General features: G+C 59.4%; 25 protein-coding genes and 4 pseudogenes. 8 read left to right on the top strand and 21 right to left on the bottom strand.

Annotated elements, in window-relative coordinates; all coding sequences use genetic code 11:
* Positions 1-146: 146 nt before the first annotated feature.
* The 10 genes from yczE to DN412_RS37240 form a co-directional block, all read right to left on the bottom strand.
* Positions 147-800, bottom strand: coding sequence for a membrane protein YczE (gene yczE / locus DN412_RS37285; RefSeq protein ID WP_115216126.1), 654 nt, complete (start codon positions 798-800; stop codon positions 147-149).
* A 233-nt stretch (positions 801-1033) separates the two neighbouring features.
* On the bottom strand, positions 1034-1831 hold the full coding sequence (locus DN412_RS37280; protein ID WP_115216125.1) for a sugar phosphate isomerase/epimerase family protein: 798 nt from the start codon (positions 1829-1831) through the stop codon (positions 1034-1036).
* 17 nt (positions 1832-1848) lie between these two features.
* Complete coding sequence (locus tag DN412_RS37275; RefSeq protein WP_115216124.1) at positions 1849-2715, bottom strand: intradiol ring-cleavage dioxygenase; 867 nt, start codon at positions 2713-2715, stop codon at positions 1849-1851.
* Positions 2716-2724: 9 nt separating this feature from the next.
* Positions 2725-3804, bottom strand: coding sequence for a maleylacetate reductase (locus DN412_RS37270; RefSeq protein ID WP_115216123.1), 1080 nt, complete (start codon positions 3802-3804; stop codon positions 2725-2727).
* A complete protein-coding gene (locus tag DN412_RS37265; RefSeq protein WP_115216122.1) occupies positions 3804-4403 on the bottom strand; it encodes a nuclear transport factor 2 family protein in 600 nt (199 codons plus the stop codon). The genes DN412_RS37270 and DN412_RS37265 overlap by 1 nt, the downstream gene beginning before the upstream one ends.
* Before the next feature lie 750 nt (positions 4404-5153).
* Positions 5154-6200 (bottom strand): Gfo/Idh/MocA family protein, encoded by a 1047-nt coding sequence (locus DN412_RS37260; protein ID WP_115216121.1) that lies wholly within the window; start codon positions 6198-6200, stop codon positions 5154-5156.
* A gap of 199 nt (positions 6201-6399) precedes the next feature.
* On the bottom strand, positions 6400-7275 hold the full coding sequence (locus DN412_RS37255) for an alpha/beta fold hydrolase (RefSeq protein ID WP_244222987.1): 876 nt from the start codon (positions 7273-7275) through the stop codon (positions 6400-6402).
* Positions 7276-7277: 2 nt separating this feature from the next.
* Complete coding sequence (locus DN412_RS37250; protein ID WP_115216119.1) at positions 7278-8663, bottom strand: MFS transporter; 1386 nt, start codon at positions 8661-8663, stop codon at positions 7278-7280.
* 29 nt (positions 8664-8692) lie between these two features.
* Positions 8693-9508 (bottom strand): alpha/beta fold hydrolase, encoded by an 816-nt coding sequence (locus DN412_RS37245; protein ID WP_244222986.1) that lies wholly within the window; start codon positions 9506-9508, stop codon positions 8693-8695.
* An 83-nt stretch (positions 9509-9591) separates the two neighbouring features.
* Positions 9592-10413, bottom strand: coding sequence for a sugar phosphate isomerase/epimerase family protein (locus DN412_RS37240; protein ID WP_115216117.1), 822 nt, complete (start codon positions 10411-10413; stop codon positions 9592-9594).
* Between the two features lie 158 nt (positions 10414-10571).
* Here DN412_RS37240 and DN412_RS37235 point away from each other — a divergent pair, with 158 nt between their 5' ends.
* On the top strand, positions 10572-11384 hold the full coding sequence (locus DN412_RS37235) for an IclR family transcriptional regulator (protein WP_244222985.1): 813 nt from the start codon (positions 10572-10574) through the stop codon (positions 11382-11384).
* A 675-nt stretch (positions 11385-12059) separates the two neighbouring features.
* Here DN412_RS37235 and DN412_RS37225 read toward each other — a convergent pair.
* Complete coding sequence (locus tag DN412_RS37225) at positions 12060-12917, bottom strand: shikimate dehydrogenase family protein (RefSeq protein ID WP_115216116.1); 858 nt, start codon at positions 12915-12917, stop codon at positions 12060-12062.
* A 191-nt stretch (positions 12918-13108) separates the two neighbouring features.
* Between DN412_RS37225 and DN412_RS46105 the strand changes: the two genes are divergently transcribed.
* A complete protein-coding gene (locus DN412_RS46105) occupies positions 13109-13801 on the top strand; it encodes a phosphate acyltransferase (protein WP_425267479.1) in 693 nt (230 codons plus the stop codon).
* A 174-nt stretch (positions 13802-13975) separates the two neighbouring features.
* Here the strand turns inward: DN412_RS46105 and DN412_RS37215 are convergent, their stop codons facing one another.
* The gene (locus DN412_RS37215; protein ID WP_244222984.1) at positions 13976-15460 is read right to left on the bottom strand and encodes an HD domain-containing phosphohydrolase; all 1485 of its coding nucleotides are present in this window, start codon (positions 15458-15460) and stop codon (positions 13976-13978) included.
* A gap of 255 nt (positions 15461-15715) precedes the next feature.
* Here DN412_RS37215 and DN412_RS37210 point away from each other — a divergent pair, with 255 nt between their 5' ends.
* The 3 genes from DN412_RS37210 (at position 15716) to DN412_RS37200 (ending at position 17780) form a co-directional block, all read left to right on the top strand.
* Positions 15716-16309 carry a cytochrome b/b6 domain-containing protein gene (locus DN412_RS37210; RefSeq protein WP_115216113.1) on the top strand — a complete coding sequence of 198 codons (594 nt, stop codon included), beginning with the start codon at positions 15716-15718 and terminating at the stop codon, positions 16307-16309.
* Between the two features lie 2 nt (positions 16310-16311).
* Complete coding sequence (locus DN412_RS37205) at positions 16312-17103, top strand: molybdopterin-dependent oxidoreductase (protein ID WP_115216112.1); 792 nt, start codon at positions 16312-16314, stop codon at positions 17101-17103.
* Positions 17104-17165: 62 nt separating this feature from the next.
* Positions 17166-17780, top strand: coding sequence for a hypothetical protein (locus DN412_RS37200; protein WP_115216111.1), 615 nt, complete (start codon positions 17166-17168; stop codon positions 17778-17780).
* 33 nt (positions 17781-17813) lie between these two features.
* Here the strand turns inward: DN412_RS37200 and DN412_RS46100 are convergent.
* A pseudogene (locus DN412_RS46100) lies at positions 17814-18457 on the bottom strand (transposase); the annotation flags it as partial.
* Here DN412_RS46100 and DN412_RS46095 point away from each other — a divergent pair.
* A complete protein-coding gene (locus DN412_RS46095; RefSeq protein ID WP_115216110.1) occupies positions 18458-18769 on the top strand; it encodes an EamA family transporter in 312 nt (103 codons plus the stop codon). It begins immediately after the preceding pseudogene.
* Complete coding sequence (locus tag DN412_RS43625) at positions 18739-18891, top strand: hypothetical protein (protein ID WP_161564103.1); 153 nt, start codon at positions 18739-18741, stop codon at positions 18889-18891. Before DN412_RS46095 ends, DN412_RS43625 begins: the two co-directional genes overlap by 31 nt.
* Before the next feature lie 141 nt (positions 18892-19032).
* Here the strand turns inward: DN412_RS43625 and DN412_RS37185 are convergent, their stop codons facing one another.
* From DN412_RS37185 to DN412_RS37155, 7 genes and pseudogenes are all read right to left on the bottom strand, one after another.
* Positions 19033-19746 (bottom strand): substrate binding domain-containing protein, encoded by a 714-nt coding sequence (locus tag DN412_RS37185; protein ID WP_244222982.1) that lies wholly within the window; start codon positions 19744-19746, stop codon positions 19033-19035.
* Positions 19747-20096: 350 nt separating this feature from the next.
* A pseudogene (locus tag DN412_RS37180) lies at positions 20097-20648 on the bottom strand (Hsp20/alpha crystallin family protein); the annotation flags it as partial.
* A 110-nt stretch (positions 20649-20758) separates the two neighbouring features.
* The gene (locus DN412_RS37175; RefSeq protein ID WP_115216109.1) at positions 20759-21166 is read right to left on the bottom strand and encodes an Hsp20/alpha crystallin family protein; all 408 of its coding nucleotides are present in this window, start codon (positions 21164-21166) and stop codon (positions 20759-20761) included.
* 16 nt (positions 21167-21182) lie between these two features.
* A complete protein-coding gene (locus DN412_RS37170) occupies positions 21183-21623 on the bottom strand; it encodes an Hsp20/alpha crystallin family protein (RefSeq protein ID WP_115216108.1) in 441 nt (146 codons plus the stop codon).
* Positions 21624-21954: 331 nt separating this feature from the next.
* On the bottom strand, positions 21955-22779 hold the full coding sequence (locus tag DN412_RS37165) for a YecA family protein (protein ID WP_115216107.1): 825 nt from the start codon (positions 22777-22779) through the stop codon (positions 21955-21957).
* A gap of 179 nt (positions 22780-22958) precedes the next feature.
* Entirely contained in the window at positions 22959-24176 is a 1218-nt protein-coding gene (locus tag DN412_RS37160) for a Fic family protein (RefSeq protein WP_115216106.1), read from the bottom strand.
* Positions 24177-24906: 730 nt separating this feature from the next.
* A pseudogene (locus DN412_RS37155) lies at positions 24907-25404 on the bottom strand (STAS domain-containing protein); the annotation flags it as partial.
* 150 nt (positions 25405-25554) lie between these two features.
* Between DN412_RS37155 and DN412_RS37150 the strand changes: the two are divergent.
* The gene (locus tag DN412_RS37150; RefSeq protein ID WP_244222981.1) at positions 25555-26262 is read left to right on the top strand and encodes a SulP family inorganic anion transporter; all 708 of its coding nucleotides are present in this window, start codon (positions 25555-25557) and stop codon (positions 26260-26262) included.
* A 10-nt stretch (positions 26263-26272) separates the two neighbouring features.
* Here the strand turns inward: DN412_RS37150 and DN412_RS46090 are convergent.
* Positions 26273-26472, bottom strand: a pseudogene (locus DN412_RS46090) (ISL3 family transposase); the annotation flags it as partial.
* Positions 26473-26588 lie beyond the last annotated feature (116 nt).

Here is a 26588-nt window from a genome sequence, read left to right as displayed (position 1 = left end):
GTTTGCGCTGGCCTTCGCTCAGCTCAATTTTTGCCGCGATTCTCATGGGTTCTCCCTCCTTGCACAAACAGGAGACTCGCAAATCGCGATTAAGTTGCATTATTTATGACGCACTACACTAGCGACCAATGCATTGCCATGGCCGCCTAGGCGTTGGCGTCCAGGGTAACCATCACCCATGGCAACAACGCTTGCGTCAACGGGCCGATACACAGGGCAAACAACACTGTGCCGATACCGAGAAGTCCCAAACCGCCCAGCCAAAGCCCCACGAGCAACACCGTCATCTCAATCCCGGTACGCACCAGCCGTAACGACAATCCTGTCACGCGGTGAAAACCCGTCATCAGGCCATCGCGGGGTCCTCGGCCCAACTGTGCTCCGATGTACAGCGCCGAACCCAGCCCGCACAAAAGAACTCCACCCACGGTGAAAGCGAAGCGCTCCCCAAGGTGCCCGGGCGTTCCCAGCACCTGCAACGTGAGATCGGCGACAGTTCCAATGGTTACTGAATTGGCGACGGTGCCGAGGCCCGGAATCTCACGCAAAGGAATCCACAGCAACAGCACCACAAACGAAACGCCGACGACGACCCAGCCAAAACTCACCGGGAGATATTCGGTCACGCCGATGTGGAGCGCGTCCCACGGTGCCAGCCCGAGGTTGCCGCGAATCATCATCGCCATCGAGATGCCATAAAAAGACAACCCGACCCCCAGTTGCACGAGTCGCCGGGCCAGTTTCCCCGCACGTAATTGTTCAAGAGGCCCAAGTTGGGCAAGTTCTGCAGAGGTATTCATATCCCTCACAACGGCTATTTCTCACTGTCTATCGTGTGTAACTAAGCCTGCCGGACCAAGGTCGTTCACTGACATAGCCGCACACGTCCGGGCCCGACCAGGAGCGGAACATCGAACTGAGGCAGTGGTTTCTCTACATTCATCTACTGCTGCCTCGCACCAGCGGCTCAGGCCGTACTTCTGTATAAGGAGATGCATTCAGGCGCCCCCAAAAAGCAATCGGCGCCTTAACTTCAAGCGAGAAATCTCTTCATTTTCTCCATGATCGTTTTCGCCCTCTGTTCGAACGGAAGTCCCCGCAATTCGCGTGTTGGAGCTTCGACGGCAAGCGTCAGATCCGCTGGCAGATCCGCCAATAGCTCATGCAATGGCAGCTCTCCGTCACCTGGTAGAAGACGGGCGCTGCGCGCCTCGGTGCGCCTTTCCTCCACTGAAGCTGGCGACTCGCGCGGCCCGTCGCAAATCTGAATGTATTCCATGAGCGCCGGATCCAAACGACTGATATCCCGCACGCTTGCGCCGGAGCGGAAGACCTGGAGCGTATCAATCAGAAGCCGTGCATTCGGCTTGCGGCTGCGACGGACCAACGAAAGCGCATCGTCGAGTGTCCCGACGGGGCAGTATGTAATTAGTTCCAGACCGACGGTCAAACCGAATTGGGCGGCGGCATCGCACAACCCACTGAAGTTGTCCTCGAGACGAGCGCGGTCGTCGTCGTAGCCGACGGTAACGACGTGTCTTGCGCCGAGCCGGTGGCCCACCTCTAACGCAGGAAGCAGTTCGCCGATTTCGGTCGTAGGCTGAAGCCAGATCGCTTCAATATCGAGGAGCCCAACGCCCGTCGCGTCCATACGCGCAGCCAGTTCCCGGATGAGGGCGGGATTGTGGGCAACATCGACGATAGCATCCGCCGCAGTGGGGGCGACAACGCGCAATCCGTAGTAATCGAATCCTCCAGCATATGCCGCATCGACAAGTTGCAGAGGATGTGCGTCGAGCATCGTCAAATGATGCAAAGAGAGCTTGTGCATGATTTGATCCGGGCTACTTAGCGTTTGTCCGGAAGCACGAATACGTACTCGAGCAGAGATGTGCCCGGTGTGGCCTCTTGCCCCCCGGGGCTGGTATGTCCGTCAATCTTGCCGAGCTTTTTAATGAGAGCATCCTTTACCCCGAAGACGACATCTGAATCAAGATAGTGGTCGCCATCGAGGAATACATGCGTGACGATGGTCTCGAATCCTGGCGCGCTGAGTTTGAAATGAACATGCGCCGGCCGGTAAGGATGACGCCCCTGAGCATCGAGCATTTTTCCCACGGGTCCGTCATTCGGAATCGGATAGGCTGCCGGAACAATAGACCTGTACCAGAAGCGTCCTGTCTCGTCGGCATGAAAGCGCGCCCGCATGTCGAGTGCCGATTTACCTGTGTCGCGTTGCACATCGTAAAAACCGCGATTATCTGCATGCCAAGTCTCGATTAGCGCTCCCGAGATCGGATTGCCACGAGAATCCTTAACAGAGCCTTCAACAATGAGCGGTTCATCCCCTGACTCGCTCGATATGTTTGCACCCAGCGGGAAGTCGCGAGCCTCCTCAACGTAGAACGGACCGAGCACAGTGGTCTGCGTGGATTCGCCATCGAATCGATGGTTGATCGCATCAACCAGCATCGAGGCCCCGAGCGTATCGGACAGAAGGATAAATTCCTGCCGTGTATCCGAGCACATCTGTCCCGTTTTCGTGAGAAAGTCTATCGCTACTGCCCATTCGGCTTCCGTCGGCTCGATTTCCTTGATGAATGCGTGCAGATGACGCACAAGTGCTTCGCTGATTCTTCGCGTGCGGGAATTCGAGCAGCCGCTCAATCGATCAAGCACGGCTTGGGTGATGTTATCTTCGTTGAAATTTCGCATGGCTCTACCTCATTCAATCGGCGCAGCCGGAAAACCAATCCACGCACGTTCGAGCATGATACGTAGCGCTTTGGCGTCAGGGGAGCGCGGATTGGAATATGCATTCTTCATCACGAGCTCGACGGTGCGATCGATACCTTCTTCAGGCATGCCAAGGTCCTTCAGCGCCTGCGGCACTCGAAGTTCTCTCGCGAGATCGTACAAGCCAGCACAAGCGCTATCCGCCTCTAGAGCGCGTGCTATCGAAGCCATCGCATGGGGCGCTGCTTGCGCGTTGTACGAAGCAACATGCGCAATCATTACAGCGTGCGTTTGCGCATGAGGTAAATTAAACGTTCCACCAAGAACGTGGCAGATCTTGTGATGCAGACCCATTCCTACGGTGCCAAGGCAAGTCCCGCAGAGCCAAGCTCCATATTGGGCGATGCGCCTCGCATTGACCGAAGAGGGTGCGGTTATGACATCGGGCAATGATGTCGCCAGCGCCGCAATGCCCTCTTCCGCTATCAGCGATGTGACTGGATTTTCGTCCTGGGCGTAGAGAGCTTCGACAGCGTGCGCGATGGCATTAAGCCCGCTGGCGGCGCTGATCGAAGCTGGCAGGCTCAGCGTGAGGTCGACGTCATAGATCACGACTTCAGGCAACACTTTTAGCGTGCGCTGTGTCCGCTTTTCGCCGTTGCGTGTTTCACCGATGATCGGCGTGACCTCGGAACCCGCGTAGGTCGTTGGTACTGCGACCTGCGGCAAGTCGGTCTGCAACGCGATAGCTTTCGATAGCCCGATAGCTGAGCCGCCACCAATCGCGATGACACAATCCACCCCAGCCTCTTTAGCTTGGCCTAACGCGCGTTGTGTAATCTCCCACGGCGTATGCATAGTCGCATCGTCGAATAAAGACGAAGTTGCCGGTTCAAACTGCTGCGCGACTTCTTCGCCCAGGTAGCGTTGGTCGCGCGTCGTAATGATAATCGGGCGCTTGCAGTCGAGCCGTGCGGCTTCGGCCGCAATGTCAGCGCGCCTGCCAGCACCAAATATGACACGGCTCGCCAGCGGAGAATAAGAAAAAGAGTGGATTGAACGATTCATCACAATTTTCCTGACTCCAGCCATGCGCGTCCGCGAGCATAGAGTTCATCTACGGCTCGGCCGGTCAGGCCTGGCATATCGCGCTTGACCTTGTAGCCGATCTTCGTCTGAATATAGGCAAGGTGACGATAGCCTTCGGGGAAGAGTCCCAGCACCTCTTGATCGAGGTTAATTTTCACTCCCGCCTCGACCGGATCTACACGATCCTTCTCATAAATGGGCTGACGCAATCGCAAGAGCCACCGGTCATCCACCTTCTCGTAGAAGTCATAAAAGCGTCCGGTGCAGACGACATCGCAGCGATGTCCATCCACGTCGCCGCGCTGTGAGATCGTCATTTTGGTCTGCGCGACCGCACGCGTTTCCGCGAGATCGATCGACGTGCCACCTAGAAAGTGCAGGATGCTCACGCCGCGAGACCAACCTTCCTGTGTCACCCGAATGAATTCGGGGCCTGTTCCCTGAAACCATGTAGCCATCATCACGCCCTCCGGATGCCAAAGCGTGGCAAAACGCTCCCAGTCGCCGGCATCGCGCCAGACGGCCCAATTTTCGATGGCCTCTCGGATTGCAATCCGTTCCAGCAACTCTTTAGTCATTTGAATCCTCGTTAGTTCTCGTATGCGAATGAATTCCCATATTGGTACATGAGAATGCCTTCGTCAAGTGATAATTTGGTTGTCACGGCTTACGTCTTTCATCCGCGGTCATGTCGCGCAGCGTCTAAAGCCCGACTCAAGCGGCCATAGGAAGGGTGCAACGCAATTGAACTGCTGTTCAAATTTTTATCCGATTGCGGTGCGGGTTGGCAGCGAGATCTCTCACTAAAGCGGGCGCGCAATAGCTCCTAGATCGATGTGTGTCTGCGCATCAGGCAAAGGCTGGGCAGCGCAGTTTCAGAAGGTCACGATGAAGCTGTTTGCGACCCAGGGAAAACTCCACGCTCAGCCACAGAAGAATGAGAAATGCCGTGCGACGGACGCAGGCTGGCCTTCGCCTGCTGCGCCTCTGGGCGTGCAGAGCCGCGCGCTAGCGAATTCAGGAGGTGGGACGTCGAACGGCATGGTCCCGAGCTATGCCGTCATCGGGCTCATGCCTAGTCCAACTACTTACCGAGTAGACTGTTCTCTGGTCAATGCGACGTTACATTACGCAGTACCGGCATGCCTGGTCGGCCGGTGGAATTTCACCACCGCCCGCAGAACTGTTCGTAAATTCGATATACGCGGCTCGTCCCAGAATGCACTTGCCACCTCGCGGTGACAAGTCGACGCGGACGTTCAATGCTTATCCCGGCTTCCCGGTTGCGGGTTCCGTTGGACAGATCGCATCGCGTAATCGGCTGCGGGCTACAAAGATGCGCTCATGTCAATCCTTTTGCCTGTCTTTGCAGCTTCCACAACAGCGAGCGTTACCGCCAACGTTTGCGCTGCGTCTAGGGCGTCAATTACCGGCTCAGTAGCACCTCTTACAACGTCGACAAAGTGACGCAGTTGATTGGCATATACGTTCTCATCGCCTACAGACAGGCGCTCGTCATGGATCGGAAGATGACGTCCCTTCTCACCGGGATAGGACCACAACGTCTTGTCCGGCAGGGAAATTGACCCGCTTGTACCAGCGAAGAAATGAGTCGGAACCACGCGGTAGTCGAAGAGTTTGCGGTCTTCTCCGGCGGCCGTATCCCAGTTCCACGGCGCGACGGTAGTGTCGGAAAGACTGATATTGCCAATCGTCCCATTCTCTAGTTCAAGCATGCACACAGCGGAATCCTCAACTTCATGACCCCTGGTCCGCCTGGACGAAGTTGCCTGCACAGCAGAGATTTCCCCGCACAGGTACCGGACTAGATCAATTTCGTGGATCATGTTGATCAGAATTGGTCCTCCTCCTGCGCGCCGACGCCAAGGCACGTCAAAATATGCATCGGGCTTATAGGCCAAGCACATGATGTTCGCAACCACGATGCGGCCGATCCGTCCGTCCACGATTGCTCTCTTTGCCGCCCGTATCATTGGGTTGTGTCGCCGGTGCTGCCCCACAAGCACCGGCACACCGGCAATACGCGACGCCTTGGCAAGGGCGCGAGCGGATGCAAGGTCATCAGCGATGGGTTTTTCGACCAGAACCGGGATGTGCCGCTCAATACAGGCGGTGGCGACTTCTACGTGTGCGTGATTCGGCGTACAAATGATGACTGCGTCGACACGCACCTCGTCAAGAAGCTCCCGATACTCTCTATATAGCGCTACCTCCAAAGAACTCGCATAGCTTTCTGCCTCCGGAGATGGGTCGGCGATTGCCACGAGCCTACACTCGTCGTTGTCTAAAATTTCCTGTATGTGGCGCTTGCCAATTACGCCGACACCAATCACAGCGATATCTATGCAACTCATTATGGTAATGCCTCTTACAGACTATATTCTTATCCGTGAACGTGTTCGCATGTGCGTCGCACATCCCAACGTCGAAGAGGGCATCATCAAGGTCCGGTTCGAGCGCACGGCGCTGGTCGTATATCTCCGCGCAAGGTGCTTTACCTGAACGACGCGGTGTCGAAACTTCGCTGTGTCCATATCTATTCCTTGCATAGAGCTATGCAGTTTCATTCGATATGAATCCGCTCACCGCCTTGGCGAATTCGACAGGCCGTTCTTCGGGAACGTAATGACCACAGTCGGCAATGATGATCTCCGAGACGTTCGCCGCGACACGCCGAAGCGTTTGAGCGGAGGCCGGCCCATAGCCCCATTGCGCGCCGATACTCAACGCAGGCATCGAAAGCGGTGTCTTGCCCCAGATGACGTTGTCTTGCCGGTCGAGCGGCAAGGCCCTGTAGTAACTAAAGGAGCAACGCAAGGCGCCCGGACGCGCGAGGGCTTGAGCGTAGACGTTGACGTCGCCGTTGCTGATCGAATCGGGATCGAATACACCAACGGTCTCCCGGCGCATAAAGTGATTCACGAATAGAAACTCGCGACCTTCAACGAGCGATTCCGATATGTCGCCTGCCATGTTGAAGCCGAAGTGCCAGCTTCCACCGCGCGATACGTCCATCGCTTCTTCCTGTCCGAATGCGGGAAGACTGCTTTCGACAAAGACGAAGTGGCTGACCTCTGCCGGCCACTGGGCGGCGTACGCATACGCGACGTGACCGCCCAGATCGTGACCGACGATTGCCACCCTTTCTATACCCAGTGCTTCGACCAGTTCATGAAGCCTGCGCGCGATGGTCTTCTTGTCGAAACCGGACTCGGGTTTCGAGGAATCGCCGAAGCCAGGGAGGTCGGGCGCGATTACATCGAACTGCTGACTCAGCAGAGGCATGACACGCCGCCACGCCCAGGACGTTTGCGGCCAACCATGCAGAAGCAGCACGGCTTGTTTCGCGCTGGCCGCTGTGCTGCGACGATAGGCTAGTCGTCCATCATGCAGACGATGAGAGCGAAACGGAATGTTTTCGTGGGTCATCTTCATTCTCTTGCGAAGGTGGCGGCAACTTCGATGCTCGATGCTCCTGGCATGTCGACAGACGCGACATCGGACGCGAAGATGCTCTTGATGAAAATGGCGACCATGCCGATCGCCATCGGGACGGAAAGCGCGCCAAACACGGCATTGAAGCTCCAGCCAGTCGCAAGCAGAACGCCACCCATAGCCGCACCGCCGATGGCACCGAACCGGCCTATACCCTGTTCCCAGCTCGTACCGGTCGCGCGGACGGAAGTGGGATAAAAGCGCGCGGCCAAGGCAACATAGCCCACGTTCAGGCTGTTCATGCAATAGCCCATCGCGCATACGAGCAGACTCGTGGTGATGAACGTTCGCTCGGTGGCCGCGATGCACAGCGCGCACAGGCCGGCGACGACATGCGTCGCCCAGAGCACTTTATGAGGCGAATATCGATCCATGCACCAGCCGACCGCCAGCGAACCCAGTGCTCCGCCCACCTGGCCAAGCGTCGCAATCAACGACGCGTCGCTCAGGCTCATGCCTGCGTCCTTGATCATCAGCGGCAGCCAGCTATTGATGAGGTATAGAGTAAAGAGTGTCACGAACACGCCAATCCATAGGCTCACGGTTCCAACGAAATACCCGCGTCCGACGATGATCGCCACCTTGCCTCGGCCACTACCGGTAATGTCGTCCGAGGTACGGATGACCGTGTTGCCTAACAGGATCCCGGGTGCCAGCTTCTGCATGATGCGTCGAACAGCGTGCCTCTTTTCATGACGTGTCGCAAGAAATCGAATGGACTCCGGCAGCGCGAAAATCAGCAGGATGCCGCAAGCGATCGGCAGCACGCCGCCAGCGAAGAGAACTGCTCGCCAACCGTATTGTTCGATGAGGACGTTGCTCGCAACGCCGCCGAGCGCGCCGCCGATCGCGAAGCCCGAATACACGAGAGTGATCATCAGATTGCGATGCCTTGCGGGTGCGTACTCCGATACCAGCGTTGCAGTGTTGGGCATGGAGGCACCCAGACCGAGTCCCGTCAGAAAGCGCAGCACTGCCAACATCCATAGATCGTTCGCAAAGGACGAGGCAAGACTAAAGAGGCCGAAAAGAAAGACCGATGAGACGATGACCGCTTTCCTACCGAGCCGGTCGCCAATCGGGCCTGCTGCGAGAGCACCGACGGCGAGACCGAAAAGCCCGCTCATGAAAACTGGCGATAGCGCAACGCGCGCGATCTTCCAGTCGGCGACGAGGGCCGGCGCAACAAATCCCATGGCAGTAGTATCCATTCCGTCAAGGATCAGGACCAGCAAACCCAACAGAACGACGCGAACCTGGAAGGAGCACAACGGCCGGCTGTCCAGGAATGTCTTGATGTCAATTTTCGATTCGGCTTCCACGCTAAGTCTCCTTTGTCTTTTTTGTTTCCTCACCCACAAAACTGAAAAATCGCGTCGATGAAGCGCCTCGGCTGCTCTTCGGCGACGAAATGGCCGGCGTCTGGAATCGATACACTTGTCACGTTCGATGACACCGTGCCGAGGCGTTCGCCCACGCGACCAGCCCAGCGCCTTTCGCCGCCAATGGCGAGCACTGGGAGTTCTTCGGGAAGTCGTCCTGCATTGCGATTGTCGATTGCGTCCTGAGGGAACTGACGGTACATCTCCATGGCCGAGCGAAACGCACCCGGCCGCTTGTATGCCTCGACATACTCGTTGATGTCCGAAAGGGAGATCGAGCCGCGGCGGAAAGTCTGCTGATCGATGAACGAGCTGATGTACATGTGCTCCCGCCCGCCGACGATCAAGGCTTCAGGTAGATCGCGCTTTTGATGAAAGGCGAAATGCCATACACGCGGATCCGCGATCACCTGATCCCAATCGCCGATACCGGGAATGGTCACATCGATGATCGTGAGCGATCGCGCGGGATAGCGGCTTGCGTAAGCGTAGGCGATCATGCCGCCGATATCGTGACCGACGATATGCGCAGGTGCTCCATGCAGGCTCTCGATGAGAGCGTGGAGATCGGCGGCCATCTCGCGCTTCGTATATCCGCACGCGGGCTTGTCGGACAAGCCAACGCCCTTGAGGTCCGGTGCGACGATGGTATATCGCTCTCCCAGTTCGGCGATGACGCTATTCCAGCACCACCAGTTTTGCGGGAAGCCGTGGATGAGGAGCATCAGCGGCGCTGAACCCGGCGCCCTGCCACCGATCACATAGTGCAGATTGACATCATTCACGATTGCGGACCGATGCTCGAACGACGAGGGCACTTGGACAGAATCTTGAGGTAAACGCATGGAAGAAAGGTCCGTTAATTCGGTTAATCGATCACGCTGCGCTTGAGCGCATCGGCAGACGCGCTCAAATCTTCCAGTGGCGACGAGGAAATGATCTCGAGAATGGAGGTTCCAGAGACTCCCGCTTCTTTCACTGCGCTCAGGATGTCATCGAAGCGCACCGTTCCAAGGCCGATACGGTCATGGCGCCACTGGCTGCGTGTGCCATCGGAAAGATGTAGTTGCCCGATGCGATTGCCGGATCGCCTGATCGCGTCGGGCTGATCCTCTCCGACGAATTCGGCGTTCGAGACGTCGTAGGCAATCAGAAGCCTTTCATGAGCCAGCCCGTCGAGGAAGGCAAGCATTGCGTCCGTGGTCGGAATGGGCGTCTGTGGATGAAGCTCGACGAAGATCTTCTGATCGAGTCGCTCGGCGACCCTGAGAAGCTGCTCCAGGCTATCCCGAAGCAAAAGTTCCGAGTCCTTGCGAGGCGGAGGGAACAGCGAGGACACCCTTCCGGGAACCACGACTACTGCACCCGCGCCGAGGTCGGAGGCGAGTTGCATCGTGCGGACGTACAGGTCAATGGAATAGCGTCGGAATTCTTCGACGCGACTGGCGAGATTGAGATCGAGCGCCGGAAGATTGAGCGACTCGATGCGGATGCCTTCGCGTCTCAAGGTGCTTGCCAAGCCGGATCGATCCACTGCGGAAAGCTCATCGGGCCAGAGATGGCCCGGGACGACCAGAACGTCGAAGTCGTTCAAGTCCAGTTTTTGCATCTTCCGCATCGCGGCGAGCGCTGTGTCTTGCCACATGAATGAGAATGTGCTGCCGCCAAAGCCTTGCGCGATTTTTTCCATGATCTCCTCGCGTGTATTGCGTCGTTCAGTTGAAGTTCGTGTGTTGACACAAGTGTAAACACGTTCTCCCATGGGAACAAGTATTATTTGGCGATTCTGTTCTTGCGCATCCGCAGCCCAGGTCGACCTTGCTTGACATTTATCGGACCCGAGATATCATGTTCCCATATATGAACAAGGACCGGATGACCATGCGCACGAATGATATCGAGACAGGAAGTACCGTGAAGTCGGCTGACCGTACCCTCGACCTGCTCGAGCTTCTGGCGCAATGGGGTCGTGAGATGTCGCATGCGGAAATAGCCGAGGCGCTCGACATCCCAAAGAGCAGCTTGACCAAGCTCCTTCGCAATCTCACAGACCGTGGCTACTTGCGCTTCGTGACCGACACCAAAGGCTACCGGCTTGGCGATGCCATTCTCAAGCTGGCGCAGCAGTCGAACCAGAGGCGCAGCCTGATTGACTGCGCGGAACCGGTTTTGCGCGACATCACGCAGCAGACCGCGGAATCGTGCGCGCTCAGTCAGCTAAAGGGCGAGCAGGTAGAAGTCGTCGCCACGGTCACCAGTGAGCAGCGCCTGCAATCGCACATGCGGCTCGGCGATCTCGCGCCGCTCTATGCCGTGTCCGGGGGCAAGGCGATTCTTGCTTATCTTCCTGACGTGATGCGCGAGGAATACATGCGCGCGGTCACGTTCCAGCGCTTCACGAAGAATACGATCTCCTCAAAGAAAGCCTTGCTCGCCACACTGGAAGACGTGCGCAAGAATGGCTTTGCGTTCTCAATGGAAGAGTACACGCCAGGCATCGTCGGTGTTGGTGTACCCATTCTGTCGACGGGCGGCTTTCCCCTTGGCTCACTGAACTTGGCGATTCCGGCTGTCCGATACTCCAACGAGGTGGGCGAGCGTGCGATCGCTATTCTCACAACTTCGGCAGAACGGATTCAGCGTCAGTACTTGGCGGAGTGAGGCGCTCACGCAAGTAAGCGCTGCATCCTTTCCATGATGGCGCGAGCTCATTGATCGAATAGGCGGCCGCGTAATTCTCGCGTCGGGGCTTCGACAGCAAGCGTCGGGTCGGCGGACCGTTTCGCGCAATAGTTCGCGCAAGGGGAGCTAGCCCAGCAGATCCCGAAGCGAGGTGCCGTGATAGCCGCTTGACCAGAAGGCCGCCATCGCGCGCTCGACGGCGGCCTCAATATCGAAGCTTCGCGGTCGACCACGCGGCGACGCGAGAGACGTGTGTTGTGCCATGCCGGGTATTCTAGACCAAATGGTCTTTAAATTCAAAGCCGACTTTTTGGAAAGGGCCCCACGCGCCTGGATCACGGGAACGTCGACGTTTAACGACGCTCATCGTGCAACCGACTCAAGTACCTCAAGCTCCAGATGTATGGCCGCGCGCGAACACCGAGCTTCCGGGCTGCGGGTATTGAAGCCAGGCTGAACGACGGGCCTGCCTTGTCCTGCTGGACACGCTAGTCCGATCGTTATCACAGGCGGGTGAACTCGTGCGGCGGACAAGAGACTGGCAGCCCCATCCATGTTCGTCAACAATAGGAAGAATCGTGGTGGGCAGTGGAGACGACGCGCGTAGCATCGCCGGATTCCCTTCAAGCGTTCATGACAGTAGTTTCCGCTCAATCACCGATCTAGGACCTCTCCATTCCAATCGAACGAAGCGGGCAAGCCAAAGAACGACGCCGCTATCGGCATGGCGTGATTCATCATGTTCCTTCCCTGATGCACCTTGAGTCCGCGCGCGTGCGCCGATTCGAGCAGCGCGGTCATGCGCGGCTCCATGATGACATCGGCTACAACGGCATGGGGCGGCAGCGCATCGACGGGAAATGGCAGCGCATCGCCGGCGTTCAGGCCGATCGGCGACGCATTGATGGCGATATCAATGTTAGTCATCGACGGCATACCCGTTGCCAAACGCGCGCTGGACACGCTTGCAATCGAACCCGCCAGTTCACGCGCACGCTCTTCATCGACATCATTGACGGTGAGGCTTGCGATCTTCTCCATTCCGAGCGTCCATCCTATGCATCGGCCGACGCCGCCGCATCCATGCACATAGACGTTGGCACCCTCCAGGCTCACGCCATCCGCATGCAAGCCCGCGAGAAAGCCGGCGCCATCGACGTTGTCGCCTTCCCAAGTCCCATCCGCAAGCCGCCGCAGCAGATTGATGGAACCGATGCGCCGCGCACGTTGCGTCAACACGTCAGCGTGGTCCATTGCTGCGAGCTTATGCGGCATGGTGAAGATTGCACCGTCGACGTTCTCAGTCGCCTTCAGCCCTTTCATCGCCGTATTGAAGTTCGAAGCGGTGACGTCGGCAGGCAGCATCAAGGCGTTGACGCCGTAGCGCTTGAAGAGCGCGCTCCAGACGACCGGCGCGCGAACATGCGCGATAGGCGAACCAAGGATATAGAAGAGGCGCGTCAGCGCATCGACGGGTGAGTCGAGCGAATGTCTTTCATCTTTCATCGTCATTATCTTGTCCATGTTGGCGCCGGATCTCTCTCGACGCTAATATGTGAACGCGTTCCCATATGTGTATGGAATAAGTGTATAAATTTCACAGCAGGGATGTCAACAACTTTTCCTTCCCGTTTCCCATAGAGGAACAAACAAGAGAGGAGCCGTCTGGCCATTCGCGAAGCAAATCGAACGAAAACTGGGCCATGTGGCGGGGCCGACGATCGCGGCTTCTACGATGTTCAGCGCGACACTGGCAAGTCGGCGATCGACATGCGCGCGCGCTTTCATACAAACGAAAAGGGACGCTTCTGGTACCGATCCATCGTCCCGCTGCCTACCCTATCCCGAACGATGGCCCCATGAGCAGGATGCCTGACCCTCAAGGGCGCCACCCGTTTCGTCCCACGCATGTACATTTCAAACTAAGCACACTGGGCTTCGAGACCATCGTGACGCATGTTTTCATAGATGGCGATGCGTATCTGGTGAACCTGACGCCCCAGGCCGCGCTGCTATCACGCTCGAACTTCGGCTCAGGCAGCGCGGCCTCGGGCGCAAAAATGCGTCAGGCACTGGAGATTGTCAGGGCGCAGGCGCCAGATCTTGAAATAGACGGCGAAATGCATGGCGACTGTGTGCTGGACGAATCACTACGCGCCCGGATACTGCCAACCCCGCCGCTCAAGGGCGACGCCAACCTGCTGGTCTGCCCGAATGTGGATTCAGGCAACATTGCCTATAACCTGCTCAAGACCGGCGCAGGAAGCAACATCGCAGTGGGCCCCTTCCTGCTCGGCGTCAACGCTCCGGTGAACATTCTTACGTCTAGCTCAACGGTCCGGCGAATCATCAATATGGCGGCGTTGACCGTGATCGAAGCAAATCGCGCCCAGTAGAGACGTGGCGGGTCATCGCGGGACTCGCGCATCATTACTGCGCCCGCGCCCGCCGCTTCTGTCGGCCGACGGGAAACCGTGTCCAATTACGGCGAGCACGCAGCCATGCTTCCAATGTTGTTTGGTCGAACGATTGTCCGAGGAATCGCGCTAGCTAGCGCCGCGCCCCCCCTTCTACAGCAGCCCCAGCGCCGACGCCTTCAACGTCGCGGCGGCACGCGTCGAGCATTCGAGCTTGCGAAACACGCTTTCCACATGCGTGCGCACGGTGCTCGGGCTTAAGTCGAGTTCGCGTGCCGCTTCCTTGTTGCTGGCACCGCGGCCAATCGAGCGCAGCACGTCGATCTCACGCGCAGAAAGCCGGATCGTCGCTTGCCGGCGGCGGCTGCCACATGGCGGCGCGTCCCTCGCATCGATGAGCGCGTCCACGACTTCTCCGTCAAAGCGGCCCTCGTTCGCTTCCGTGCGCAACCGTTGCGCGACTTCGTCCGAAGACAGCGCGTCGCGCCAAGGCCGCTTCTCACCCAGCGCGACAAACGCGACCGCGGCACTCAGCACGCGTGCCTCGAACGACAGCGCCTGCCCGCCTACGCCGCGGAAATATCCGGAACCGTCGAGCCGCTCGTACGCGTATGAAGCCAGTTCCGCCGCCTGCGCGAGCGAACCGGTTTGCTTGCCTGCGCGCGCGGTCCAATACGGTACGAGCCGCACTTTTTCCCACTCGGCGGCGGAAAGGCGCCGATGCGAATTCCAGATCGCATTCGGCACTGCCGCGCGACCGATTCCGTGAATGAGGCCTGCCGCGTAAAGGCGCGTCGCACTCGCTTCGCCGGCGCCGAGCCGGAGACTGCAAGCAGACGCCGCGCGAGCAACCGCGCGCGAGAAGCCGGTCATCCACGGCAGCTTGAGGTCGATCACATCGCCTATCAGCTCGGTCGAAGTGGTTGCCTGCATCTGCGGTGTCTGGATCGACTCGTCGAGTCGGGCAGGCTCCCGGGTCGCCAGCACCTCTAACCAATGGGCCGCCTGACGGGCCAGGAGCGCAGCCAGTTCGGCCGGATAGCGTGTGCCGGCCTGAGCGGCGATCAAGGCGAGGGCGCGGGGCAAGCCGTAAACGCGGCTGAATATTTCCAGGTCTCCCGCGAGCGATACCACGTACACCGCACGCGGCACCGCCGCACCCGCCAGGCCGTCCGGCATGCCGGTGCCGTCCCAAACTTCGAATATATGGCGCAGCGCCACTTCTGTGTCGGTTGTCAGGTCCAGGATTCGCGCGACTTCACCCGAGACCTCGCAGTGAATCTGTGCGAGCGGCCGGATCGCGCCTTCGACGACCCGCGGCTCGAGCAGCTTCGCCCAGTCCAGCCGCTGCGCCAGCATCGCCTCGCGACCGGCCACGTCGTCGCCGAGCACGTCAGCGAATCCCGACGCATTGGCCGTGCAGCCCGACCACCTAAGGAGCGCGGCTTGCGTGGCCGTCGCAGCGAGGGCGTCCCCCTCGCCGGTTTCATGGGCCAATTGGGCGGCCAGCCAGGCCGTTCGCAGCGAATGGTCGGTCGGCTGTCCCATGCTGAGGTCGCCGACGAATGCGAGCGCCCTGACGGCGTCGTATACGCGGACCCGAGCGCGTTCACCTGGCGCGTTGACGTTTTCGTTCACTGATCCACCGATATATAGCGAGCGTTCATTGCTCTCGACTATAGCGCATCGCTCGCCCGGGTCGGTCATTTGACCGATACCGGCGCAGCGCTGCGGCTGCGATCCTTCTCTCCACGCCAACGCCCCAGGGGCATCAGATATGACATCCGCTCGGAGTCAGGCCGATCGGCCCGGACCGGTAACCGCCAATCCTTGTATGCACGTCGCTGCAAATCCGCGGAACACAGCTTATATTGCGCTACGAGGGAGTTCGCGTTGAACCGCTCGACAATTCACCCCGTATGGGTTCGCATTTTCCACTGGGTCAATGCCGTAGCCGTCATCACTATGTGCTTGAGCGGCTGGCAGGTATACGATGCGTCCCCGATCTTCCAGGCAGTCAGGTTTCCACCGTCCATCACGCTCGGTGGCTGGCTAGGCGGAGCGCTACTCTGGCACTTCGCAGTCATGTGGGTCCTCGTCGCCAATTTTCTCGCCTACCTTGTGCTGAGCATCACAACGGGGCGGTTGCGCAAGAAGCTGTTTCCGATCAGCGTGCGCGCCATCGCTTCCGATTCCGTTGCAGCGCTGCGCGGCAGGCTCAGTCACGGCGATCGCAGCCAATACAACGCTGTGCAGAAGTTCGCGTATCTCGTCGTGATCGCCGATATCGCGCTTCTGGTGCTGTCGGGCCTGGCAATCTGGAAGCCGGTGCAGATCCCGGTCCTGCGAACATTGATGGGCGGATTCGACAACGCGCGCGTCGTCCATTTCCTCGCTATGGGTGTGCTTGTCGGCTTTTTCGCCGTCCACATCGTGATGGTCACGCTCGTTCCGCGCTCCCTGCACACCATGATTCGAGGGCGCTAATCATGAATAGCCCGAAACGTCACCGCATTCCCGATCCAGCCTTGCCGCTCGACGCGAAATCCATCATCAAGGACGCTCAAAATGAACTCCGGTTGCCGCAGCGGCGTTTGCTCGGCAAGCGGCTTCTCACGCTGGGCGGCCTGATGCTGCTCTCGGGTTGCGACCTCACGAACGACAAGTCGGTCAATACCATGCTGCAGAAAGTGTCATCGTTCAACGACGACGCGCAAGCCTTGCTTTTCGATCCGCGCAAGCTGGCGCCGACTTATCCGGAATCGATGATCACCCGTCCCTTCCCCTTCAATGCGTACTACGACATCGACCAGGTGCCGGACGTGGGCGCGTTGAACTATCGCCTCGAACTCAACGGGCTCGTCAAAGGCAAACGCATCTGGACGCTCGACCAGCTCCATGCGCTGCCGCAGGAAAGTCAGGTGACGCGGCATATCTGCATCGAGGGGTGGAGCGCGATCGGGAAGTGGGGGGGCGTACGATTCGCCGACTTCCTTTTACTGGCCGGCGCGGATACCACCGCGAAGTATGTTGCATTCCATTGCGCAGATAACTACTGGACGAGCATCGACATGCCAACGGCGCTGCATCCCCAAACGCTGCTCACGCTGACGTATGACGGCAGCATCCTGCCCGCGAAGTACGGCTTCCCGATGAAGCTGCGCATCCCGACCAAGCTCGGATACAAGAACCCGAAACACATCGTCGCCATCAGGCTGACCAATGCATTCCCCGGCGGCTATTGGGAGAACCAGGGATACAACTGGTTTGGGGGTTCCTAGCCCTGAACCCTGAGCACCGCGCCGGTGAAACTTTTACCTATAACCCACCCAAAGGAGCATCCATGTCCATTCGACTCAAACTCGCCGTCTCCCTTGCCGCGCTAACGCTCGCCGGCACTGCACTCGCTCAATCCACCGCGGGCAAGCCTGAGCGGATCCGCGGCGAGATCGTCTCGTTTTCTGGCAACAGCTTGAAGGTCCACCGCCGCAGCGGCGAGACCGTGCTCATCAATGTTAACCAGTCGGCCAATGTGAACGCCGTGAAGGCCATCCAGCTTTCCGATATCAAGCCCGGCTCCTATGTCGGTGCGGCCGCGATGCCTGGCGAGGACGGCAAGTTGACTGCGAAGGAAGTGCTCGTCTTCCCCGAAGCCGCACGCGGTATGGGTGAAGGTCACTACGCGTGGGATCTCGGTGCGAACAGCACGATGACGAACGCCAACGTGGATATGGTCGTTCAAGGCACGAGCGGACGCGATCTCAAACTTTCGTACAAGGGTGGCAGCAACACTATCAACGTGCCGACCAATGCTCCGATCGTGACGCTCATTCCGGCTACCCGCGCCGAATTGTCAGTTGGCAGGAAGGTCTTCGTCGTGGCCACGCCGGACAAGGACGGTACATATAAAGGGCACCAAGTCGTGGTTGAGAAGGATGGCGTAGCGCCTCCGATGTAAATCAGCAATCGGCAGGGTGCTGGTAAGAATCGTTCATGTTGGAGAGGCCGGCTGAAGCTGGCAGCCCAGGTCGGCAAGGCGCTTGAGCAGGCGTTGGATGGTTTTGCTGGCGTCCTGTCGACTGAAGTAATCGGGGCCGAGATTTGCATACTCATCGCCGTTGGAGAGCATGTGCCAGGTGGCTGTAAGCATTGAGGCGGCGACCGCGAGGATGGCCTTCTTTGGGCCGCGTCTTGCCTTGATGCGCAGGAACTGGGCATGCAGGTAGCTACTCTTCACCCGCACGGCGGCCCATGCAGCGGTGACGAGCGCGGTTTTCAGCCATGTGCCACTCTTGCGCACGCGGGTGGTGCGGCGCCTGCACTCTCGTCGTTACGCGGACATAGGCCCGCCCAGGAGATCAGGTGGGCGGCATCGGGGAAGCGCGTCATGTCGGCGCCAACCTCAGCCAGGATAACCTGCGCCGTCACGTCACTCACGCCGGGAATGGTGGTGAGCAGGTGGACGCATTGCCGGATCGGCGCAAGCTTGAGCAGGATCCGGTGGTGCGCGGTAATGCGCCCCCGCAGCGCCTCGCGCAGCTCGGGCACCTTTTTGCGCGCATTGCCCTGGGCGAGCACGGCCAGACGCTCTGGGTTATCTTCCCCCGCAACAATGGCGTTGAGCATGGCGCGGCCATGGGCTCGGCATTCCTGTTAATCGCAGCGATCAGCTGGTCGGTGGTGATTCTCCACATCAAGCGGCACACGTGGACCGTTTCGCCGCTGGACCTGGCACCCTGGCAAATGCTGCTGGCGACCGTCCCGCTGGCTGGCTTTGCGTTTGCGCTGGAAGGCGCTCCCACGACCATCCCGCTCGATGCGCATCTCCTCGAACTGCTGTTCCTCATCGGCCCTGTGGCGACCTCGGTCTGCTTTGTGATCTCTGCCGAGGCGGGCGTCGCGTCAGCACCCTCGCCATGTCCAATTTCACGCTCGGCGTACCCTTGATCGGCATCCTCGCATCTGTGCTGCTGCTGGGAAACCGCCTTTCGATGCTGTTCGTGATCGGCCTGGGTCTCATTCTCGCGAGCATGCTCCTCGCCGCCGCCGCGGCACGGCGCCCGGCCTGAGATCAGTCCTGCCAGGGGCGCAGCGCCCTTTCGCTGCCCGCGCGTGGCCTTCTGCGCGACCGTCTCGTGCGAGAGGGCTGCGGTCGCAAGACGAAGGCCAATCGGATTATCCAGGAACTGGTGCCTGAGCCTTCGGTCGGCTTATCGAGGCGATCGGGGAGGGGCGACGGCCACCGACGGGTGGCTGGCAAGCAATGCCGCGCAGCGCTCGCGCAGGAATGCATGCAACTCGTGAATTGCCGGCGTCATTTGCGCACGGTGAGCACAAATCAAGTGCAGCGGCGAAGGCTCGCAATAGTCTGGCGGGAATAACTCTACCAGTCGTCCTGCCTTCAAGTCGTCGATGAGGTCCAGCCGCGATTTGTAGACAAGGCCTTCCCCGGCTATCGCCCAGCGACGAACGGCATCGGCATCGTCGCTGATGCGATTACCCGTGACTGCCACGGTGCGTTCGCCGCCAGGCGGGGTAAAGCGCCAGCGTTCATGGATCTGCTCGCTCCAGACGTACCGAAGGCAGTTGTGTCCCCGCAGGTCGTCAACTTTCGCCGGTGCGCCGAACCGTTCGATGTACGCAGGTGCGGCGCACAATGCGCGTCGATTATTGTCGACCAGCTTCATGGCAAGTAGCGATGAATCAGGCAGCGCTCCGTAACGCACGACTGCATCCAGCGGCTGGCGGATGAGGTCGGCCGCACGGTCGCTCATTTTCAGGTGCAGCGACAAACCAGGGTGCCTGTGCTGAAAATCATCCAGCCACGGCAGCAGCAGGTTTCGACCAAAGTCAGACGGAGCAGAGAGCCGCAGCGGGCCAGTCAGCGCCCGGGTGGATAATTTTGCCGAGGACGAAACGCGCAATCACTTACCCATTCGCCAACGGCTGATTCAATCAGATTCTGTATATAAGAGGTTTCCTGTAAATAGACGCACTGGTGCGGGCGCTTAGCATAAGTGTCTGCGTGTCAAGATGTTGCGATCGGGATGCCAAGGTTGTCAGGCAGTGATGCGCACCGGCATTGGTGCTGGCTCTGCCACCATTTGATCCGCAGGCAATAGCCTGCAAAAAGGTCCGAGTTTGCCCGGGCTCTCGGCACGTCAGCCGGGTCCCACTCCTCGCGTTGCAGGATCACCATGCCGCGACTGTCGGGCGGCATACAGGTACAGGAACCGTCGGTAGTCTGGTCTGCTGCGGCCGTAATGAAACCGCAGATCTTGCGGACCGACGGTGCCGGCGTGCCGGTCTTCGGCAAGCGCAGCGTCAGAACGCCTTGTGTGAATCTGGCCTCGACGTTGTCCAGGTCGAGTCCGTCCGGCAGCGGAATGCTGCGCATGAAGGCGCCATATGCGCGCTCCAACCGATAGCATCCGCTTTCGTCGGTCTGGACATCCTGCTTCTTTTCACCCCGCAGTACCAGCGCGCCATCCTCAATGCTGATCTGCACCTCGTCGCGCTCCATGCCCGGCAATTCGGCGGTGATCCGCAGCGCCGCGCCGTCGTCGACGACATCGATCCGTGGCTGGAAGCGTGACGAGCTGAAGTCGCCAAACCACCGGTCGAGGCCACTGAAGTTAGCGAAGGGCTCATGCAGGAAGTCGCCCATGGCACGCCACGGGTCGCCGGAGAAGATCCGCGAGACGTCCGGCCATTCCGGCAGCCGATGCCGGGGCGGGACGGCACCGGAAGATTCGTTCGCGGCGGGCTTCTCATCCGTTGTCTTCCGCAGGAATTTGAATGGGTTCCACTTCAGTTCCGTTTTCATGTCATGCTCCCGATTGTCGATGGCAATCGTTGAAACGGCGGGCGTCATACGCCACGGCGCACGGCGCCTGACGGGGCGCCCTTGGCGGGCGCCGTTCTCTCCTAAAGGTCCTACGCTACATTGATGGCAATGCGCCGCGGACGTGCTTCCTCGCGGCGCGGGATGGTCAGCTTCAGCACGCCATCCTGCAGTTGTGCGCCGATCTGCGTGGAGTCCAGATCCGGACTCAATGAGAACGCGCGCGCAAAGTGCGGCCGGTGGATCTCCGCGTGCTGCACGCGCAGTCCGGACGGTGTCGGCACGACGGCTTCCGCCTCGATGTGCAGGTTGCCGTCGTGGACGCTCACCTGCAGCTTGTCGCGGGTCACGCCCGGCAGGTCGGCCCAGAGCGTGACACCGCCGCTATCCTCGACGATGTCCACCGCCGGCAGCAGCGTGACGGTCGGCGCCGCCTTTTCCTGTTGGCGTTGCGCCATCGCGCTCTGGTTGCGTGCGACGACTTGGGTCGTATCGGTCATGTCAATCTCCCTTGCGCTATTGGATAGTGATCGCGCGCGGCTTTGAGGCCTCGCGTTTGCCCACGCTGATCGACAGGCAGCCGTTGGCATAGTGCGCCTGTACCTTGTCGGGATCGGCGCCCTCGGGGAGCTCAATCACCCGCCGGAAGGTGCCGACGAAACGCTCCTGCGCATAAAGCCGGGCTTCCGAAGTGTCATCCGGACAGACGGACTGCCGCTCGCCACTGATTGTCAGGAGACCCTTGTCGATCGAGACTTCTAGGTTTTCCTGCTTTACCCCGGGCGCAAACGCGACGATCTCGATGGAGTCGTCTGTCGCCCCAATGTTGATCGCTGGAAAGGCGCCGAAGCGTCCCGAGCGGATGCTGGAAGGGAAGCCGCCGAACAGGGCCGTCATCTGCTTTTGCAGGCGATCGAGGTCACTGAACAGGTCGGTTCCGAAGAATGCGTCACTCATGGTCGTATCCTCCTTCGATGCAGCAAGGAAGGGATGGACGACACGCGCTCCGATTCACCTGCCTAGCTGCCGGCAAACAAAAAGAAACACGCAGCGCTGCGACGCGACTGCCTGAGCAAGAATAAAATAGTAACGGGTTCGTGTTATTTCAAGTGTCTCAAGAGGCACTTTTTCGCCATCTTCGGGAAGCTCTGTTCATTGCCCCAATTCGTCACGACAAGCCGCCCGCGACCCATAGCACGTCAAAGATGCGGCCGGTGCTCTCCCTCACCTCGACCGACTCCGGCAGCTCAATGAAGCTTCCCAACCCCGAATTGCATCCTTACTCCCCTCACACCTCCAGGCAGCATTTCTTGTACTTTTTTCCGCTTCCGCACGGGCAGGGGTCATTCCTTCCGGTCTTTGGCCCAGCGGTACGGGGACGCGTCGCTTCCTGATGATTGGACAGCTCCAGCAGCCGCTGAAAGAATTCTCCTCTCTTGGGTGCAGTTTCGCGTTCGGCGCGCAAGCCAAGCGCGATCTCGATGTCCTCCAGATCGCCAACGCAGTCGAGATCGACACAATCCTTGGCATATGCCTCCCGGATCAGGTCGATGGACTCCACCGCGTTTAAATCGAGCAGCACGGACACAATCTCCGTGTTGAGAGTCTGCTCGTTGTCCTCGAAGGACCGGAGGAGGGTCATCAGTATCTGCAGGCATCGCCCACGCTGCTCGGGGTGGACGGACGCGACCTCCCTCATTGCCCTGCATGCACCACCCCTGGCATAACTCCCGTTATGACCGTCCGCCGCGAATGGCGCGAGCACATCAACCGACCGACCGCCCATCTGGCCGAAGACGCACGGCAATTCAGTGGCGATCCAATCGTCAAAGTCATCGTCAATGCGACGCAACAGCGAAACCAGGGCGGGCAGGGCTTCGGTCGCTTTGAGTGCCCCGAGAATTCTCCAGGCATGCACGGGGGCGAATGGCACAAGCCCGTACCCATTGTGTAGCGCGTCGTCAGCGACGACAGCAATCAACTCAGGGATGTGGCGGTGGTCAAGGCCGAGTTTTGTATACTCCTTCCACGTTTCGGGTCTCCCGTCTACCTCCTCGAAGAATTGGCCCAGGGTAAGAAGCTGGCTGACAGGGTATGAATATGAGGTGTTCATTTGCGTAGGATCAGTAGGTGGGCTGGTTGGACTACCCAGTCAAGAAGCGGTGGCGCCCCACGCTCACGAATGGCAGCAACCTCGACACCGGTCCGACTGATGGCGAAATGGCACCGCGCCAAAGGGCCTTGAAGACTGGGGGCCGCTTCGCTTGTCGTCCCTGCCGTCTGCTCGTTCGATCATTGCCGCCGCGGTTCCTGGACCTCCGTTCCGCCGTCCAGAATTCTAAGGAACTCTGTATAAGCGAACACCCGCCCGCGTTGCTTCCCGGTGACTTCCTTCACGACCTCCAGTTTCTCCAGTGACTCGAACGCTTTGTTGACGGTCGGGGCGCTGAGCCCCGTCTTCTGCTGCGCTTGGGCGGCGTTAAGGAACGGGTGGGTCCGGAGCAATTCGTGGATCCGCAGCATGGAGTTGATCTGTTCGCCGCTCGCGGAGATGCGTTCTCTGTCGGCCTGGAAGAGGCCGACGATACGCATTGCACTTTCATGGGCGTTGTTTGCTGTTTCGGCGACGCCGGTGAGGAAGAACTCTGTCCAGACTTCCCAGTCTCCGCGCAGCCGGACGTCTTGAAGCAGGCGGTAGTACTGCTCTCGGTGCGTCTTCAGGTAGAGGCTGAGATACAACAGTGGTTCTTGGAGGACCTTCTTTTCAACCAGAAACAGGGCGATCAACAGCCGGCCGAGGCGGCCATTGCCATCCAGAAACGGATGAATCGATTCAAATTGCACATGCAGAAATCCGGCCTTGATGAGCGGTGGGATCTGGGCTGAGTCGTCCTGCAAAAAGCGTTCAAGGTCGCTGAGGCACGTCTGCATTTCATTGACCGGGGGCGGCACGTAATGGGCGTTCCCCGGCCGGGTCCCGCCGAGCCAGTTTTGCGAGCGTCGGAACTCGCCGGGATTCTTGGCTTCTCCTCGGCCTTTCTGCAGCAGGCGGGCATGCATGTCCCGAAGCAAACGCAGGCAGAGCGGCAGCCCTTTTGGATCACGCAGGACGCTAAGCCCGTACATCATCGCATCGACGTAGCTCGAGACCTCGGTGATGTCGTCGAGCGGTTTCCCGGCCAGCGCCGCGTTCTCATACTGCAGCAGATCATCGAGCGTCGATTGCGTTCCTTCGATCTGCGATGACAACACCGCTTCCTTGCGGACATACATGTAGAGGAACAACGCCTTGTCCGGCAGCAGCATCGCCACGCCGTCGAGACGGCCGATGGCTCGGTCCGCCTCACTCAGTCGCTGGAGCAGTTGTGGCGCGAGCGTCAGCGGTGGCTCAGGCGGCAGCGGCGGCGGGACGTAGGCATTCACCGTCTCGTCGAAGGCCACGGTCGATACGTAGCGGCCGATTCTTGGGTTCGGCGGTTCGGGGGCGAGGGCAGTGTCGTCTGTCGGCATTGGGCTTTGCTGGTAAAAGTTGCTTAACGAATGACGCACATTAATAAATTTCTTTGCCGATAATTTTACTTACGGGAGTCACTACCCCGAGACTGAAAATGGCGTCCAAGGCCGGTCGATAGGTGGCGGCCCCGTCTTGGGCCGACGCGTTCTCGTAGGACGCGAGGCTTCGCCTAGGTAAGGACTACTTAACTACCGCCACACGCTAATAAAATATTATGCCACAAATTTTACTTAAACTCAGGTCGACCGACAAGGCCCGGGCACGTGCTGAGCCCAGCCGCAAACGAGCGATGCCTAACCTGGCGACGGGGACGTGCGCTGCTTGTGGCGTGGGGCCCGGATGGAAAGGCCACGCGTAGGACAAAGGAAAGTTGCGTCGTCCACACTTTGTATGTCGGGCCGGCGGCAAGCTCCGGTCGCGTCAACCCCGACTGGCGCACATTTGTAGGACCGTTTCACCGAGATCTGGGGATCGGCAGGCGTTCACCATCGGGATGCCGGACGGCCACCTGGTTTTAGCCGGAGATTTTTTAGTTTCACGAATGTGAAACTACTCGTCCGGACGACATGATCTTTTGCGCCTGCCAGGCGCATAAAGTCTGGGATTGAATTAAGGGTACTTACACCGGCAACCCGTGCCCCTTCCGCTAACACTGTGGTCCTTACGTTGCGACCAATATCGTCGCGGGAACCGGTTTCCTTGGAAGCGCCCGCCCATCGATGACGATCAAGAGCGTGCTGGCCCTGCAGCCGTCGTCGCGGCTGCGACTCCTCCCTGCCCCAGAGACTGCACGCACTCGTCCACGCTGAGTTCGTGCAGCGCTTCGCGCGGCAGTGCTTCGTCCGCTGATCGCGACAGCACTTCCAGCGCGGGAGGCTTCAATCGCACCAGCAGCAGACGTCGGCCACGGGCCGCGGCGCCAGCGGCGAACGTGTGCAGTGCCTCAATCGTCGAACCGTCAAGGTCTGGAGACTCCTCGAGACTGAAGATCAACGTATGCACGGCGCCCTGCCCCGCATCGGCCAGATGCCGCACCTGCGCAAGGATGCGCTCGACATTGGCAAAAAAAATCGGTGCTTCGGGCCGCACGATCAGCACGCCCGGAAGCGTCTTGGCTTCGGGGTGCGCGGTGACGTCCACGTAGTCGTGGCTGCTGCCAAGGCGTCCCAACTGGCTGACGTTCGGCTCCGAGAAATTGCGCAGCGTGATCAGCAGACTCACCCCACGATTCGACGCACCCGACAGACAGCGCGCGCGGCAGTAGTCCGATGCGCGACGTGATCGCCGTCTGTTCGATTGCCGGCCTCTTACTGCCTGAGGCCGTGGCATACGCCGGCATCGCCAATCTTCCGCCACAGGCGGGGTCTGATCGGCTTGTTGATCGGTCTGGTGGTGTACGGCCTGCTGGGGACCAGCCGCTTCGCCGTGGTGTCAGCAACATCGTCTTCGGCCGCCGTGCTGGCCGCCATCACGGTGTCGATGGCCGGTGGTGATCTGGCACAACGCCTGCTGCTGGCCGCTGGACTGGTGATCCTGAGCGGTTTCTTTCTTGTATTGGCTGGCCTCGCCCGCCTCGGCGGCATTACCGAATTCATTGCCAAGCCGGTGCTGCGTGGTTTCACGTTTGGGCTGGCCATCACCATCATCCTGAAGCAGGTGGCGAGCGTGGCGGGCGTGCATCCGACCCATGGCGACCTGCCGCGATTCACGTACGAGATGATCCAGGAGGTATCGGTCTGGAACGTGAACGGGCTGATCGCCGCGCTGGTCGTGCTGCTGTTGCTGTTCGCGATATCGCGCTGGAAGAACGTACCCGGCCCGCTGGTCGTTATCGTGCTCGGCATTGTGCTCGCCCACGGGGTGGATCTGCACGACTACGGCATCGGGCAGGTCGGCGCGATCGATTTGGCCGGCGTCTCGTTCGATATCCCTGACCTGCCTCGCACCGAGTGGCTGCGGCTTGGCGAGCTGGCGCTTGCGCTGGTCCTGATTTTGTATGCGGAGTCGTATGGAGTTGTGGGGTTTAACTCTTGGCGATTAATTGCGTTATGCCACGGGCAGGGCGACAACTCAAACTGTTGATGTAGCATGCGCGCAAGCCCAAGACGTTAGCAAGCCAGGCCGCCGCCTCACGTGGCCCAGTGCGTGCAACGTCCGAGCCTGCGATTGCGTATGACGTTGGTGCCGACCGGCCAAGGCATGGATGTTCTCGGCAAACGTACGACGGGGGCAGCCGGCGTTCGCACACTTGAAGCGACGCACCTCAACGGCGAGAACAACCCGCAGCTCTAGATCCTATGTAACAGGTGGAGGTCGTCAACGAACTGATACGTAAAATCAGGGCGTGTCGAGTCCCCTGTTCAAAGGAGAGCATCATGCACACGGATCAGATGTTCACGACGGGTGGT

Origin of the sequence: Cupriavidus lacunae, assembly GCF_003353055.1 — a bacterium.
Lineage (GTDB): Bacteria > Pseudomonadota > Gammaproteobacteria > Burkholderiales > Burkholderiaceae > Cupriavidus > Cupriavidus lacunae.
This window is presented reverse-complemented; position numbering and strand designations above follow the sequence as displayed.